This is a genomic window from Kitasatospora sp. NPDC022856, from assembly GCF_055561235.1.
Map to the genome: position 1 here is coordinate 31,286 of NZ_JBVHHE010000027.1, position 14,345 is coordinate 45,630.

The window sequence follows — 14,345 nt, forward strand, 5'->3', positions numbered from 1 at the left end:
TGGTCAGTGCTGGTGGTGGGCGTGGACGACCGCGTGGCCGCGCCCCCGGCCGATCATCCACTTGTTGACCGGCACGGTCAGGGTGAACGCGAGGGCGAGCGAGCCCGCCAGCGCGACCCAGAACAGCGCGTCGCCGAGGCCCGCGTCCATCGCCCCCGGCACGGTGACCATCACGGTGTTGTCGATCAGCTCCATGACCAGGATCGACACGGTGTCGGCGGCCAGCGCGACCTTGACGGCGGCGCGGACGTCCAGCCCGGCCTTCAGCACACCGCGCATGGTCAGGGCGTAGCCGAAGACGAAGGCCAGCAGCACCGAGAGCACCACGGTCGCACCGTTGTGCAGGCCGAAGGCGGTGCCGAGGACCATGCCCAGGATCTCGCCGATGGCGCAGCCGGTGAGGCAGTGCAGGGTCGCCTGGGCGGCGGTCCGCCAGCTCGCCCCACCGTCGCCGTGACCACCGTGGCGGCCGTGACCGGCGTGGCCGGCGTGCGCCTCGTGGCCGTGCTCGGCGTGCTGGTGCAGGTGTCCGTGCTCGTGCTGTGCGGGATGCGCCATGTCGTCCTCCGCTTGCTCCGTGCCGTGCCTCTCGGCTCGTCGTCCTCGAACATATACCCCCAGGGGTATCGAGCAAGCAGTCCGGGCACCGCGTCGCCCTCTTCCCCCTCCGGCCCGCCCGTGCTCCGATGGGACGCATGGCCGATGAACGACGCAACGGGTACGAGGGAACCGGACCGGGCCCGATCACCCCGGACGGGTGCGCGGTGGAGATGTACGAGCGGCTGCCGCTGAACGGCGAGCCCGAGGTGATCAGGAAGGCGGTCCCCGCCGGAGCCCGCATCCTGGAGCTGGGCTGCGGGGTGGGCCGGATGACCCACCCCCTGCTCGACCTCGGCTTCACGGTGACGGCCGTGGACGAGTCCGCCGAGATGCTGGCCCGGGTCCGGGGCGCCCGGACGGTGCGCAGCCCGATCGAGCGGCTGGACCTCGACGAGCGGTTCGACGTCGTCCTGCTCGCCTCCTTCCTGGTGCACGCCGGCGACCCGGCCGTCCGGCGCGGGCTGCTGGACACCTGCCGGCGGCACGTCGCGGACGACGGCCTGGTGCTGCTGCAGCGCGAGGGCGAGGACTGGATGCGCGACGTGCCGCGCGAGCGTCCACTGGGCCGGGACGGGCTGGTGCGGGTGGCGTCGGTCACCCCGGTCGGGGACGGCGTGAACTCGGTGCACGTCGAGTACGAGTTCCCGGACGCGCGCTGGACCCAGACCTTCCTGTCCCGCCCGCTCGACACCGCCGCGTTCGAGCGGGCCCTGGCCGAGGCGGGGCTGGCCGTGGACGCCCACCTGACCGAGGACCGGACCTGGGTCCGGGCCCGCCCCGTCCCGCGCTGAGCGGAGCCGGGCCGCCCCCTTACCGGGCAGGCCGGAACGGGGGCGGAAGCGAGGCTGTCACCTTCACCGCGTAGCATCAGGCGCGCGCCGGGCCCGCGCAGCCCGAGCGCCGGGCGGACCCGGCGGTTCGCATGCCATCGGCATGTGCCCCGTGCATGCCGACGGCATGCTCCCGCACCGACCTACAAGGACCGCTGATGCTCATCGAGCGACGGATACCCCGGGCGGGTGTCCGGTGATCGACTGGTTCCACGGAGCCGTCCTCGGCCTGATCCAGGGGCTCACCGAGTTCCTGCCGATCTCCTCCAGTGCCCACCTGCGGGTCTTCTCGGCCCTGCTGGGCTGGGACGACCCGGGTGCGGCGTTCACCGCCGTGACCCAGCTCGGCACCGAGTCCGCCGTGCTGATCTACTTCCGCCGGGACATCGCCTCGATCGTGAAGACCTGGACGCTCTCGCTGTTCCGCCCGGCGCTGCGCTCGCACCAGGACGCCCGGATGGGCTGGTTCGTGATCATCGGCACGCTGCCGATCGGCATCCTCGGCAAGCTGTTCCAGGACACCATCGAGACCAACCTCCGCGACCTGCGGATCATCGGCACCACGCTGATCGTCTTCGGTCTGATCCTGGCGGTGGCCGACCGGACCCGGGCCGTCCGGCACGCCAAGCCGATCACCGACCTGACCCTGCCGCACGCCGCCGCCTACGGCATGGCGCAGGCACTCGCGCTGATCCCCGGCGTCTCCCGCTCCGGCGGCACCATCAGCGCCGGGCTGCTGCTCGGCTACAGCCGCGAGGCGGCCGCCCGGTACTCGTTCCTGCTCGCCATCCCGGCCGTGCTGGCCTCCGGCCTGCTGGAGCTGACCAAGATCGGCGAGGGCCCCTCACCGGCCTGGGGGCCGACCATCCTGGCCACCCTGATCGCCTTCGCGGTCGGCTACGCGGCGATCGCGTGGTTCCTGAAGTACATCTCGAACAACAGCTTCATGCCGTTCGTGGTGTACCGGGTGGCGCTGGGCATTCTGATCATCGTCCTGGTCAGCACCGGCACCCTGGCGGCCGACGCCGGCGTGGTGAAGTAGAACGCGGTTCCACCGAGGACCTCCCGGGTACGACGAAGCGGGCCGGGCACCAGATCTGGTGCCCGGCCCGCTTCGTCGTACCCGGGATCGGGGTGTCGCCCCGGGTGTGGTGTCGGGGGGTCCTACCGACTTCGCTCGCGGGCGGCGGTCAGCCGGCCGCGCACGGCGGCGTGGACCTCGGCCTCCTCGGCCGGGTCGGCCGCGAGGCGGCGCAGGCGCTCCAGCACGCGGGCGTCGCCGGTGGTGGCGACGTGCCTCGCGGCGAGCTCACGGGTGGATTCCTCGCAGTCCCAGAGGCACTCGACGGCCGGGCCCTCGGGAAAGGCCACGTCGGTCGCGGCGAGCGCGCGGGCGGCCCGGCCGCGCAGCTCGGAGGAGGCGGCCTCGCCGTAGATGTGGCGCAGGACGGGGACGGCCTCGGCGGCGGCAAGCCGCCCCGCACCGTCGACCAGCGACCCGAGCCCGGGGCCGCCGACCCCGCGGACCGAGATCCAGCGGCGCAGCCCGGCCACCACGAGCGCCGCGTCGCCGGGCTCCCCGGCGTCGGCGAGCAGTTGGACGGCGGCCTCGCCGAGGGCGCTGTCCGCGCCGCCGGTGGCCGGGTCGGCCCAGCGGCGGGCGTGGGCCAGCGCCTCGGGGCCGCGCATCCGGCCGATCAGTTCCAGGGCGGCGCGCACCGTCCGGTCGTCGACATCGGCGGCGGCGGCCTCGATCAGGCCGGCGGCGGCCGGGTCCCGCTGGTCGACCAGGTAGCGCAGGGCGGCCCGGCGGGCACCGGGCAGTCCGTTCCGCGCGGCCTCCAGCACGGCGGGGCGGTCCTCGGGGCGGACCACGGCGGCCAGGCAGCGGGCGGCGGCGGCGGCCCTGCGGTCCACGGCATCGGGGCCGGCGGGATCACCGCCGTCGCGGGCGGGCTCCGGGCGCTCGGGCCGGCCGGCGAAGGCGGCGGCGCCGAGGCCGCCGAGCTCGCCCTGGTCGGCCCAGACGAGCACGTCGGCGGTGGACCAGCCCGGGGTCACGCCGGTGCGGTTCACCTGGCGCTGCCAGAGGTCGAACGGGGACTGCTCGCTCGCCGCCGCGACCCGCGGGTGGTAGGCCGCCCAGAGCCGCCACGGCCGTGGCTCGTACGCGCCGCGGATGAACTCACGCAGCTCGGCGTCGCCCTCGGGGCCCGGCGGGAACCGGTCCAGCACCGCGGTACCGAGCAGCAGCAGGCCGCGGTCGTCGTCGCGCAGCGCGAGTTCGTCCAGCGCCCAGGCCCAGTTGGTGCCGGTGGCGGCGTACTCGCGCAGCATCAGCAGCGCGTCGCGCCGGCCGTACGCGGCGAGGTGGCCCAGGACGGACAGGGCGAGACCGGTGCGGTACTCGTCGTCGTCGAGGAGGTCCTCCGGGTCGTGGAGGTGGTCCTCGATGCCGTCGAGCGGAGCCTCCAGTTCCATGTAGAGGCGCGCGTAGTAGAGGGAGCGGTTCTCGACCTGCCAGTCGGCTCTCGGGTCCCTGGTGACGCACTCCTGGAGCGCGGCGATGGCGTCGGTACGGTCGGCGGCCAGCGCGTGGAGCTGCCCGTCACCGCGGCCTCGCTGAAGGAGGCCGAGGAGGCTGGCACTGGGTGCTATCACTGGCTCGAACATGAGGTCAGCATCCGTTGCGGCGGTCGTAGTGGCAACGGGATTTCCGTCGCCGGGGTCGGTGGTCGGTACTGCGGTGGGCGCCCGGGCGCCGGAATCACCGAAGGTTACCGCCTCGGACACCTCGCCGCACACAGGGCGATCGACCCCCCTGCCGCAGTGGCATATGCCGGGGGAATTTTGCCAGAGATCTGCTCAAATCCCCCACGAGGGTGACTCCGCTGTGCGACAGTCTTCTCACTGCTTGACAGCTTCCCACCTCACGGCCACCCCGCGGCCACCCTCCCCACCTCCCTCTCCGCCGGCCCGGCGCCGGCCTCGACCCGATGGAATCGCCATGAGCATGCCTGCCACTGCCGCCCGCCGGGCCGCCCGCCGCAGCGATGCCCGACGGACGGACACCGGGGCGGACGACGGGTCGGTGGGCGGCAGAGTGGACGGCACGACGCAGGCGCACTCCGGTCCCGTGGTCGGCTCCGCCGAGTGGGACCTCCTCACCGACGACGTCCGGTGGTCCGCCGAGGTGTACCGGCTGCTCGGCTGCGACCCGGGGCACGGACCGCTCAGCCTCGACCGGCTGCCCGACCGGCTCGCCGAGGCGGACCGTCCGCAGCTGCGCCGGATGATGACCGACGCCCTGGTGCACGGCCGCCACGCCTTCGGCACCCTCCAGGTCAGCCACCCCGACGGTGAGCGCACCACGGTGGAGTGCGCGGGCGAGCCGGTCCTCGGGAACGACGGCACCGTGACGGCGCTGCGGATGCTGCTGCGCCCCGCCGACCCCGACTGACGCAGGCCGCCCCCGGCCGACGCCGGGCCCCGGACGGCTCACAGCCCCGGACGGCTCACAGTTCCGGGCGGCTCACAGCCCCGAACGCCCGGAGAGCACCGCGCGGCTCGGACGGACCGCGGCCGGCTCAGGCGAACCTGGGCCGGTTCTTGGCGTCCGCCTGCCGCAACTCCCGCCCGAGCTCCACCCGCAGCTCGTCCACCACTGGCAGCCCCCGGTAGCGGGCGGTCAGCCGGTACATCTCGCGCAACCGGTCCCAGGTGCGGTGCGAGGAGTTCTGGCCGATCAGGTTCATCACCATCTTGGCCTGGAGCTCCGCCGCGTCGGGCTCCCCGCTGAGCCAGTGCACCGAGGCGAGCGTGATCCGGTCGAACAGCGCCGAACGCAGCTGACCGGTGCCCTCGCGCAGCTTGATCACCCGCTCGGCCTGGCGGCGCGCCTCCGGAGCGGCCGTCAGGTCGTGCTCGGCCAGGGTGCGCAGCACCAGCGCCTGCATCCCGCGCAGCTCGGCCTCGTCGAAGAGCTGCATCCAGGAGGGCGGCGGCTCTGACACGTCCTCGGCGAAGAGGTCCTCGGCCTCGCCGAGCAGCCGCCGGGTGTCCTGCGAGTGCCCGACCGAGGCGTGCGCCCAGGCCTCCACGGTGTTCAGCATCGCCCGGGTTCTGGGCAGCACCCGGCCGCCGCTCGCCCGGGCCGCGGCCATCAGGTCGATCGCGTCGTCGGCGCGGCCCAGGTGCACCATCTGGCGGGCGGCCCGGGAGATCGCCTCACCGGCCCGGGGGCGGTCGCCGGCCTCCTTGGCCGACTCGGCGGCGATCATGAAGTACTTCTGCGCGGTCGACTCCAGGCCGACGTCGTGCGACATCCAGCCGGCCAGCACCGCGAGGTTGGCCGCGACCAGCCAGAGCCGCTGCTCCACGGCCTGGCCGTGGCGGTGCGTCAGCAGCCCGCCCACCTCGTTGAGCTGTCCCACCACCGCCTTGCGCTGGAGGCCGCCGCCGCGTGCCGCGTCCCAGGCGCGGAACACCTGGACCGAGCGCTCCAGTGCCTCCACCTCGTCGAGCCCGACCGGGCCCGCGTCGTACACGTCCACCACCGGGCGGGCCCCGCCCTGGGTGACCACCTGTCGGGGGCCCGGCGCGGCGGCCGCGTACGCGACGGCGTCCCCGCCCAGCCAGCCCTTGAGAGTGTCGGCGATGACCGCCCCGGCCGTGAGCGCGGCGCCCGCACCCACCAATCCACGTCGGTTGAGCATGAGGTCCATTCCCGTGAACTCGGTGAGGACCGCGGCCGTACGATCCGGCTCCCATGGATGTGCTGCGGACTGCGCCGCTCCGGTCCTGGTGGGCCGGTGTCGTTCCAGACCGAGGTCCTCAATGGTGACGACACGGCCGAGCCGCTCCGTGAACACGGACGCCAGTACCCTCGGCACCGGATCGCGCGGGATCTCCCCGTGCTCGATCCAGCGCCGGACCCGCGAGGTGTCGGTGGACAGCTGCTGCTCTCCCATGGCCGCACCACGCCGGTTGACCAGCCGTGCGAGCTCGCCCTTCGACCATCCGGCCAGGACGAACAGATCGGCGAGTCGGGTGTTGGGTCCCCTGCTCACGTGAAGCCCCCAGGTTCCTCGGCTGGTTCAGGCTAGATGCTCCGTCATGTGCCAGGCGAGCATTCGCCAGGCTTCGCCAGGGTCCGCCACATTACTAACCAGTGCCGTCCGGGTGTGATGTAGAGGTGCGCCACCTCGCCCCTCGGGTCGGGCGGCGCCCCGGGCAGGTGGGGGGTGCTCCCCCGACCGTGTCACGGGGCGTCCCCGGTCCTCACCCGAGGGGGTGGCGCGGCCGGGTGGCGCGGGGGCGCCGGGCACGGCCACGGCAGTCCGGTCGTCCGCATTCCCCAGGGTGCGGAACGACCGGGTCACCGCCGAAGCAAGGGGCTCCGGCCCCCGCGTCCGTGCCCGGCGCCCGCGCTCCACCCACCGCACCGAGACAGGGCCGCCGTCACGCCAGCAAGCACGCGGCACCGGCCCTCCCCGCACCGCGGGGCGCACCCGCCGACGGACAGAAAGGGACCACCCTCACCCCATGTACTCCTCCGCGACCTCCCCCACGCCGACCGCGACCCGCACCGCGCTGCGCCCCCCGGGCGCGGCCGTCGGCCGTCCCGGTCCGAAGCAGCTGCCGCCGAGCCGCCCCGCGGTGCCGCGCGGCGCCGACGGCCGGACCACGGACGCGCGGGGCCAGGCCGCCCGGACGGCGCTGGGGCTGCGCGCCCCCGAGTCCGTCCTGCCGCCGGGCGCCCGGATGCCGGCCGTCCGGCCCGGCGACGGCCGGATGCTCCGCCCGCCGATGCGGCCCGGTCAGCCCGGTGCCCCCGAGCGGATCGACCCGGCGGCGCTGCAGACCCCGGCCGTACGGGCCGCGCTGGCGGGTGTCGCCCGGATATGCCCCGCCTTCACCCCGCGCCAGGTGCTGCGCGAGGGGAGCCGCCACATCCTGGTGGCGGGCACCATCGGGCGCGCGCCGGTGGTCGCCAAGTGCCTGGCCCCGCAGGCGGTGCGGAGCGAGTACTTCGAGCAGCTGGTGGCCGACTTCCACCACGAGGTCGCGGTCTACCGCGCCTTCGTCCGGCACCGCCCGCCGGTGCGGCTGCCCCGGCTGGTCGCGGCCGACCACGACCGCTGCGTGCTCGTCATGGAGCGCGTGCCCGGCCGGCCCGCCGCCCGGGAGCGCCACCCCGCCAATGCGCCGACCCCGGGCGAGGTGCGGGCGCTGCTCGGCGCGGTCCGCACGCTCAACCTGTGGCGGCCGCCGACCGACGTCTTCCAGCCACGGCTGGACTACCAGGTGGAGATCGCCCGCTACCACTCGGTGGGACAGCTCACCGACCGGGACGCCGGCGATCTGCGCGGCCTGCTGCACGGCCTGAGCCACGCCCCGCTCCAGCTCTGTCACGGCGACGCCCTGCTCAGCAACATGCTGCTGGCGCCGTCCGGGCCGGTCCTGGTCGACTGGGAGCAGGCCGGCTGGTACCTGCCGGGCTACGACCTGGCCGTGCTCTGGAGCGTCCTCTCCGGGGACACCGCCGCCCGCCGGCAGATCAGCCAACTCGCGCAGAGCGGCGGCACACTGGCCCGGGACGCGTTCCTGGTGAACCTGGTGCTCGTGCTGATGCGGGAGATCCGGCTGTACGACGTGCCCGGCGCCGGCGAGGAGCAGCGGATCATGATCCGCCGGCTGTACGACGACGCGGCGCTGGCCCGCCGGGCCGTCCGCGCCGCCGTCGGCACCCGCTGAGCCGGGCGAACGGCCCGGGCCCCGGCCGCTCGTGCGCGAGCGGTCGGGGCCCGGGCCGTTCGGGCCGCGGCGGGGCCCGGCCGGTCAGAGGCGTCGCCCGCGCTCCAGGGCGCCCCGGCCGGCGGCGTCCAGGACGGCCTCGTCCGGGGCGAAGTGGACACGGCTGCTGAGCACGTCCCGCAGATAGCGCTCCAGCGGGTGACGCCGGCTCAGGCCGGGGTTGCCGGTGAGCGAGACCGCCTGCTGGACGGCCGCTATCGCCGCCCGGGTGGCGAGCAGTTGCGCCGGACCGGTCCGGGCGACGGCGTCCGGTTCGGCCCGGTCCACCCGCGGTGCCAGTCCGTTGACCAGTTCCTCGGCGCCGATCAGCTGGGCCTCGATCTCACCCAGCGCGCAGCGGTACCGGGGCAGGCTGCCGAGCGGCTCGGTGAGGTTGGCCGGAGTGCGCTGGTGGAGGAAGCGGACCAGCCACTGCTCGGCGGCGCGGGCGACCCCGAGGGCGACCGCGGACAGGGCCAGATCGTGCCAGGCGCGGGTGAGTTCGGCGGCGGGCACCGCGGCCGCGGCACCCGCGTCCTCGATACCGCCGGCCTCGACGCCCCTGGCCTCGGCACCGGACGGCGCGGTTCCGGCGCGGGCGGGCCCGCCGGCCCGGCCGGTGGTCCTCGGGCCGTTGCTCCTCGGGGCGGTGAGTCCGAGCGCGAGTTCGCCCGGCACCCGGACGGCGTCCAGGACGACGTCGTGGCTGGCGCTGGCCCGCAGGCCGAGCTGGTCCCAGGTCGGGTCGACCTCGATGCCCTCGCTGTCCCCGCGCACCAGGAAGGTGCCGATCCGCGGCACCGGCTCCTCGGTCCGTGCGGTGACGGCCATCCAGGCCAACGCCTCGGCACCGGCGCAGTACGTCTTTCGGCCACTGAGCAGCCAGCCGTCACCGTCCCGCCGGGCCACCGTGGCCGGCTGGGCGCCGCCCTGGCCACCCGGCTCCGCGCGCAGGGTGTTGACCAGGGCGGGCCCCCGGCGGGACTCGGTGAGCAGCCGCCGGTAGCCGGCCGCCGGCCAGGCGGCCACTCGGGCCTGCTCGGCGTGCTGCAGCAGCGTGAAGGCGGTGACCACGGCCACCGAGGCGTCCCCCCGGCCGAGTTGGGCGAGCACCCGGACGGTGTCGGCGAGCGTGCCGCCGGGGCCGCCGTACCGCTGTCCGACGGTGAGGGTGAGCAGACCGGCCTCGTGCACCGCCTCGATGCCCTGGTAGGGGAAGGTCGCGTCGCGGTCGTGTTCCTCGGCGCGCGCCGCCAGCAGGTCCACGACCCGGGGCAGCCCGGCGAGGGCGGCGGCGACGGGCGACTGATCGGCAGCGGTGGTGGTCATGGTGCTGGTGCCTCCGGGCGGCAGCGTGGGCTCGGCAAGTGCGGGCGGCACGCCGGACGGGCGCGCGGTACCGGTGGACGGCCCCGGAAGTCAGCGCAACACCCGCCCCCGGATCGGCGCCGGCCACTCGGCCGGGCACCCGCCGCCTCGGGGACGAATCCCCTCAGTGGCCCGGACACGCCGCGCTTGCGGTGCGCCGCAGGTCCAGGTAGCTGCGACGGGTCAGCAGCGGGAGACGGCACGACATGTTCGCGACTGTACGAAGCGATGATCGAAACCGTCAAGCAGTGCCCGGAGCCCGGAACGGCCCCGGCCGCGCCGCCGCGGGAGTGCCGGTCAGCCCTGCTGGAACATGTCCGCCGGGAGCGGCTTGAGCAGCTGGAAGAGGTCGTCCGAAATCGGTCGGTCCCAGGAGGCGATGGTGACCTGGACGCCGTCGCTGCGGCCGAACTGCGAGCAGAACACCCGGCCCTCGCTGACCTTGACCTTCTTCACGATCAGCAGGTCGTCCCCGAGCATCACCGGGAAGTCCTCCGCCGAGACGAACTCGACCGGTTCTTCGTTCTCCAGCGCCGCGAGCAGCTGCCGGACCTCGAAGGGCACCTCGTCCCCGGTCTCGCGGGCCGGCGAGCCCTCGGGGAGGTTGCCGATGAACATCGCCGGGCCTCTGCCTCCGAACAGGTCGTAGCGGAGGAAAATCCCCTGACAGGAGCCGTCCGGGCCGGTCATCATGGCCGCGCCGAAGTCACCGGGCCAGTCGCCCGGGTCCATGGCGAGCACGTCGAAGTCCGGGCCGGTGGGCTGTCCGGAGCGACGGCGGAGAAAAGACATGGGAACATCGTACGTGCCCGGCACACCACTCTCGCGGGGTGGGTGGGGCGCTGGACGGAGATCCACGCTCAGAGACCAATGTTGACTCTGAGCAACCGTCCGGGCTACGTTCGGTTCAGCACGACAGCCGTTCTGGGTTTCACCCTTCGGGGGGACGGCATGTCGCAACGCGGCCCTACACGCGTATCCCTCACTGTGCACATCGTCGTGCCGATCCGCCGAGCACCCAGCTTCGTCGTCGCACACAGCACAGCACACAAGCCAGCAGTTCGAAGCCACACAAGCAAGGTCCGCGGGGCCCCGGCCCGTCGCTCCCGCGGATCTGCTCGGGACGCCGCCGCGTGGGGGCGTGCGGGTCCCGAGCACCCGGCACCGACGTCGAGTCGCTCTCGGCAGCGGTGTCAGCCTCCCGGCGACTGCCGGCCCCTCGTGGGCCGGGACCGGCCAACGCACCCCCGGTGCGCAGGGGATGACTGGGAGGCAGGTCCGGCGTGACTGCCGGGCTGCACAGCAGGCGCCGTGTCTGGCCGCGTGGGGGCGGTGGGCACGGCGTCTGCCTGTGCTCATACTCTGAGCTGCGCTTGTCTAACAGTCAACAGAATTTATGACCGGGTACGCTCAAGGCTGATCACAAGATGGGAACGGGCCCCTCACGGGACCCGTTCCGGCACTCCCCTCCCTGTTCCCCGGCCGGTCCGCGGCGGCCAGGACGGGCGATCAGGCGATCAGGCGGGTCGGGCAGGCCGGGCGGGCCTCAGGTGAGGTCGAACTCGCCGTCCCGGGCGCCGAGCACGAAGGCCCGCCACTCGCCCGGTGTGAACACCAGGACCGGCCCGTCCTCCTGGCGGCCGTCCCGCATGCCGATGTAGCCGTCCACGAACGCGATCTGGACATCCCCGACCCCCTGACTGCTGCACAGCCAGGTCGCCCCGGTGAAGTCCACCTTCGGCTTCCCGCTCGGCGCGAGCTCCGGCGACGGTGCGGGCACCTCGACGCCCGTGCCCACGGCCGACTCCACGTCAGTCCCGATATTGGCTGCCATTACTGGTCTCCTCCCGACGGCTTTCGAGGCCAGCCTAGTCACCGCCGCCGCCCCGGTCAGCGGGTTGCCGAGGACTCCCCCGACCGGGGGCGACGCTCCGCCGGCGGGCCCCGCGGGCCGCCGCGCTGTGCTAGGGGATGGGGGCGAAGTCGCGTCGGATCAGGCCGCGGCGCACACACCCCTACGGCCCACGGCCGGAAAGCGTCCGTCGATCGGGCCGGGCGCCCCGTCCGGAGCGTGTCCCGCCCCGCCGGGCGGCGCCCGAGCTGCCAGAGTGAGGAGGGCCCGCACCCCGACGCCCCCAGGAGCAGCCGATGAGCCGCCGGGACGGCAGCAGCGCCGATGTCATCCCCATCTCCGAGGCCCCCTCGGCCCACCCCCCGGCGCCTCGCACCCCGCCCGCGCGCACCCCGCTGCCCCGGTCGGCCCCCGGCCGGCCGCCCCTGCACGGACGGGTCGGGATCGTCCTGGTCTCGCACAGCCAGGAGCTGGCCGCCGCGGTACGCGCCCTGGCGCTCGCGCTGGCCGGTACCGACTCCCCCTCCCCGGTCGCCGCGACCGGCGGCGACCCGGACTCCGGTCCGGGCATCAGCGCCGTCCTGGTGTCCGCCGCCACCCGCCGGGTCGACCAGGGGCACGGCGTGGTGATGCTCGCCGACCTCGGCAGCGCGGTGACCACCGTCCGGGCCCTGCTCTCCGACGCGGACGAGCACGGACTGCCGTTCCCGGTCCGGTTCGCCGACGCACCGTTCGTGGAGGGCGCGGTGGCCGCGGTCGCGACGGCCACCGCCGGCGGCGACCTCGCGGCGGTCCTTGACGCGGCCGAGGAGGCGTACCGCCAGCGCAAGGACTGAGCGGGCCGGGACCGCCGGGCCCTTCTCGCCGTTCCGCCCCACCGCGGGTGACCGCCCGGCTACCATCGGCACAGGGCCGGGCCGGGCGGGCCGGGCGGGTGCGGAGGGGGAGCCCCAGCCATGCGCGTGGTCGTCACCGGCGGAGCCGGATTCATCGGGGCCAACCTGGTCCGGGCCCTGCTGGCCCGCCCCGACGTGGAGCAGGTCCGGGTGGTGGACAACCTGTCCACCGGCCACAAGGCGAACCTGGCCGGCGTCGACGCCGCCCTGTACGAGGGCAGCATCCTCGACCCCGCCCTGCTGGACGAGGCCTTCGCGGGCGCCGACGCGGTGGTGCACCTGGCCGCCCTGCCGTCCGTCCCGCGCTCCGTCGCGGACCCGCTGGCCAGCCACCACGCCAACGCGACCGGCACCCTGGAGGTGCTGGAGGCGGCCCGCCGGGCCGGCGGGCCGTACGTGGCCGCCGCCTCCTCGTCCTCGGTCTACGGCGCCAACCGCGAGCTGCCCAAGCGCGAGACCATGCGCACCGCGCCGATGAGCCCCTACGCGGTCAGCAAGCTGGCCTCGGAGTCCTACCTGGCCGCCTACCACCACTGCTACGGGCTGGGCGTGCTGCCGCTGCGGTTCTTCAACGTCTTCGGCCCGCTCCAGCCCGCCGGGCACGCCTACGCGGCCGTGGTACCGGCCTTCCTGGACGCGGCCCTGGCCGGGCGGCCGGTGACGGTGCACGGGGACGGCGGCCAGAGCCGGGACTTCACCTACGTCGGCACCGTCACCGAGGTGATCACCGAGGCGGTGCTGCGCCGGGTGGTGCACGCCGATCCGGTCAACCTGGCCTTCGGCACCCGGACGTCGCTGCTGGAGCTGGTCGGCACGATGGAGTCGGTGCTGGGGCGGCCGGTCGCGGTGACCCACACCGACCCGCGGCCCGGCGACGTCCGGGACTCGCAGGCCGACAACGCGCGGCTGCGCGAGCTCTTCCCGGACGTCCGGCCGGTGGCGCTGCGCGAGGGGCTGGAGCGTACGGCGGAGTGGTTCCGCACGCTCTGACGCGCGGGGCGGGGCCGGGGCGGTGCGGTGCTCGCGGCCCGGCGCTCACAGCCCGGCGCTCACAGCCCGGTGCTCGGCCCCCGGTGCTCAGCCCTCGGCGAAGGCCGCGGCGCCCGCCGCCGTCCGGAAGATCCCGGACGGCGGCGGGCCGCCGGAGCCGACCAGGGCGGCCCGGTCGGTCCGCACGCAGTCCAGCGCCAGCTCGACCGCGCCGGGGCGCACGGGATCGGCCGGCGTCCGGAGGGCGAGTTCGAGCACCGTCGCCGCGGTCCGGAAGGCCAGCCGGACCCCGGAGGGCATCTGGGCCACCCGGCGCAGCGCCTCGTCCGGGAACTGCGCGGCCGTCCAGGCCGGCAGCCGCCAGGGCCGCAGGCCGTACCCGGTGCGCTCCAGGTGCAGGGCCCCGCGGACCTCCACCGGCCCGTCCAGCAGGGGGACATCGGCCATCGGGCCGGTCAGGGACGCTCCCCGCCCTCCCACAGGAAGGACGCCGCTCCCCGGCCCTCCCGGGCCTGGCGCAGTGCCCGGTGCTCCGCCTCGATCATCGGCGGCAGCGCGTCGAGCGCGAACCAGCCGACCGCGAGCGACTCGTCGTCGTTGACCCGGGCCTCACCGCCCACCGGGCGACAGCGGAAGACCAGGACCAGGTACTGGGTCACGTCGCCGTTGGGGTAGCGGACTTCGGGCGAGACATCGACCCCGGCGAGCACCTCGGGGACGACCACCACCCCGGTCTCCTCCAGGCACTCGCGCGCCGCGCCGTCGGCGGGCTGCTCGCCGGGGTCGAGGATGCCGCCGGGCAGGGCCCAGCGGCCGTCGTCGGCCCGCTGGATCAGCAGCACCCGGTCGTCGTCGTCGAAGACGACCGAGACGGCGGCACTGAGCCAGAGCGGGCGGGTGCCGACCACGGCGCGGAGTTCGGCGAGGAACGCGGGGATAGCCATGCCCCGCACCCTATCCGGCACCGCGGCAGGCACCCGGGGCGTCCACCGCCGGGCCCCTACCCCGGCGTTG

Annotated in this window: 14 protein-coding genes; 6 read left to right on the forward strand and 8 right to left on the reverse strand. The window is 74.8% G+C overall.

Annotated elements, in window-relative coordinates:
• Positions 1 to 3: 3 nt before the first annotated feature.
• Complete coding sequence (locus ACZ34W_RS28415; protein WP_465608114.1) at positions 4 to 558, reverse strand: DUF4396 domain-containing protein; 555 nt, start codon at positions 556 to 558, stop codon at positions 4 to 6.
• Between the two features lie 137 nt (positions 559 to 695).
• Here ACZ34W_RS28415 and ACZ34W_RS28420 point away from each other — a divergent pair, with 137 nt between their 5' ends.
• A complete protein-coding gene (locus ACZ34W_RS28420; RefSeq protein ID WP_329490841.1) occupies positions 696 to 1,391 on the forward strand; it encodes a class I SAM-dependent methyltransferase in 696 nt (231 codons plus the stop codon).
• 238 nt (positions 1,392 to 1,629) lie between these two features.
• Complete coding sequence (locus ACZ34W_RS28425) at positions 1,630 to 2,472, forward strand: undecaprenyl-diphosphate phosphatase (protein WP_329492356.1); 843 nt, start codon at positions 1,630 to 1,632, stop codon at positions 2,470 to 2,472.
• Between the two features lie 122 nt (positions 2,473 to 2,594).
• Here the strand turns inward: ACZ34W_RS28425 and ACZ34W_RS28430 are convergent, their stop codons facing one another.
• Entirely contained in the window at positions 2,595 to 4,103 is a 1,509-nt protein-coding gene (locus ACZ34W_RS28430) for a HEAT repeat domain-containing protein (RefSeq protein ID WP_329490840.1), read from the reverse strand.
• Between the two features lie 334 nt (positions 4,104 to 4,437).
• Here ACZ34W_RS28430 and ACZ34W_RS28435 point away from each other — a divergent pair, with 334 nt between their 5' ends.
• Entirely contained in the window at positions 4,438 to 4,890 is a 453-nt protein-coding gene (locus tag ACZ34W_RS28435; protein ID WP_329490839.1) for a PAS domain-containing protein, read from the forward strand.
• Between the two features lie 127 nt (positions 4,891 to 5,017).
• Here ACZ34W_RS28435 and ACZ34W_RS28440 read toward each other — a convergent pair whose 3' ends face one another.
• Positions 5,018 to 6,499, reverse strand: a complete 1,482-nt coding sequence (locus ACZ34W_RS28440; RefSeq protein WP_329490838.1) for a DNA-binding protein NsdB — start codon at positions 6,497 to 6,499, stop codon at positions 5,018 to 5,020.
• A gap of 694 nt (positions 6,500 to 7,193) precedes the next feature.
• Between ACZ34W_RS28440 and ACZ34W_RS28445 the strand changes: the two genes are divergently transcribed.
• Positions 7,194 to 8,186, forward strand: coding sequence for an aminoglycoside phosphotransferase family protein (locus ACZ34W_RS28445; protein ID WP_380391653.1), 993 nt, complete (start codon positions 7,194 to 7,196; stop codon positions 8,184 to 8,186).
• An 84-nt stretch (positions 8,187 to 8,270) separates the two neighbouring features.
• Here the strand turns inward: ACZ34W_RS28445 and ACZ34W_RS28450 are convergent, their stop codons facing one another.
• From ACZ34W_RS28450 to ACZ34W_RS28460, 3 genes are all read right to left on the reverse strand, one after another.
• Entirely contained in the window at positions 8,271 to 9,554 is a 1,284-nt protein-coding gene (locus ACZ34W_RS28450) for an acyl-CoA dehydrogenase family protein (RefSeq protein ID WP_465608118.1), read from the reverse strand.
• Between the two features lie 336 nt (positions 9,555 to 9,890).
• Positions 9,891 to 10,385 (reverse strand): hypothetical protein, encoded by a 495-nt coding sequence (locus tag ACZ34W_RS28455; protein ID WP_465608120.1) that lies wholly within the window; start codon positions 10,383 to 10,385, stop codon positions 9,891 to 9,893.
• Positions 10,386 to 11,139: 754 nt separating this feature from the next.
• The gene (locus ACZ34W_RS28460; RefSeq protein ID WP_352295047.1) at positions 11,140 to 11,427 is read right to left on the reverse strand and encodes a DUF397 domain-containing protein; all 288 of its coding nucleotides are present in this window, start codon (positions 11,425 to 11,427) and stop codon (positions 11,140 to 11,142) included.
• Between the two features lie 314 nt (positions 11,428 to 11,741).
• Between ACZ34W_RS28460 and ACZ34W_RS28465 the strand changes: the two genes are divergently transcribed.
• Both ACZ34W_RS28465 and ACZ34W_RS28470 read left to right on the forward strand, forming a co-directional pair.
• Positions 11,742 to 12,281, forward strand: coding sequence for a PTS-dependent dihydroxyacetone kinase phosphotransferase subunit DhaM (locus ACZ34W_RS28465; protein ID WP_465608123.1), 540 nt, complete (start codon positions 11,742 to 11,744; stop codon positions 12,279 to 12,281).
• A 120-nt stretch (positions 12,282 to 12,401) separates the two neighbouring features.
• A complete protein-coding gene (locus ACZ34W_RS28470; protein WP_465608125.1) occupies positions 12,402 to 13,331 on the forward strand; it encodes an NAD-dependent epimerase/dehydratase family protein in 930 nt (309 codons plus the stop codon).
• Between the two features lie 87 nt (positions 13,332 to 13,418).
• Here the strand turns inward: ACZ34W_RS28470 and ACZ34W_RS28475 are convergent, their stop codons facing one another.
• Together ACZ34W_RS28475 and ACZ34W_RS28480 are read right to left on the reverse strand one after the other, a co-directional pair.
• Positions 13,419 to 13,778 (reverse strand): hypothetical protein, encoded by a 360-nt coding sequence (locus ACZ34W_RS28475; RefSeq protein WP_465608127.1) that lies wholly within the window; start codon positions 13,776 to 13,778, stop codon positions 13,419 to 13,421.
• 8 nt (positions 13,779 to 13,786) lie between these two features.
• Positions 13,787 to 14,275 carry an NUDIX hydrolase gene (locus ACZ34W_RS28480; protein WP_329490830.1) on the reverse strand — a complete coding sequence of 163 codons (489 nt, stop codon included), beginning with the start codon at positions 14,273 to 14,275 and terminating at the stop codon, positions 13,787 to 13,789.
• Between the last annotated feature and the right edge of the window lie 70 nt (positions 14,276 to 14,345).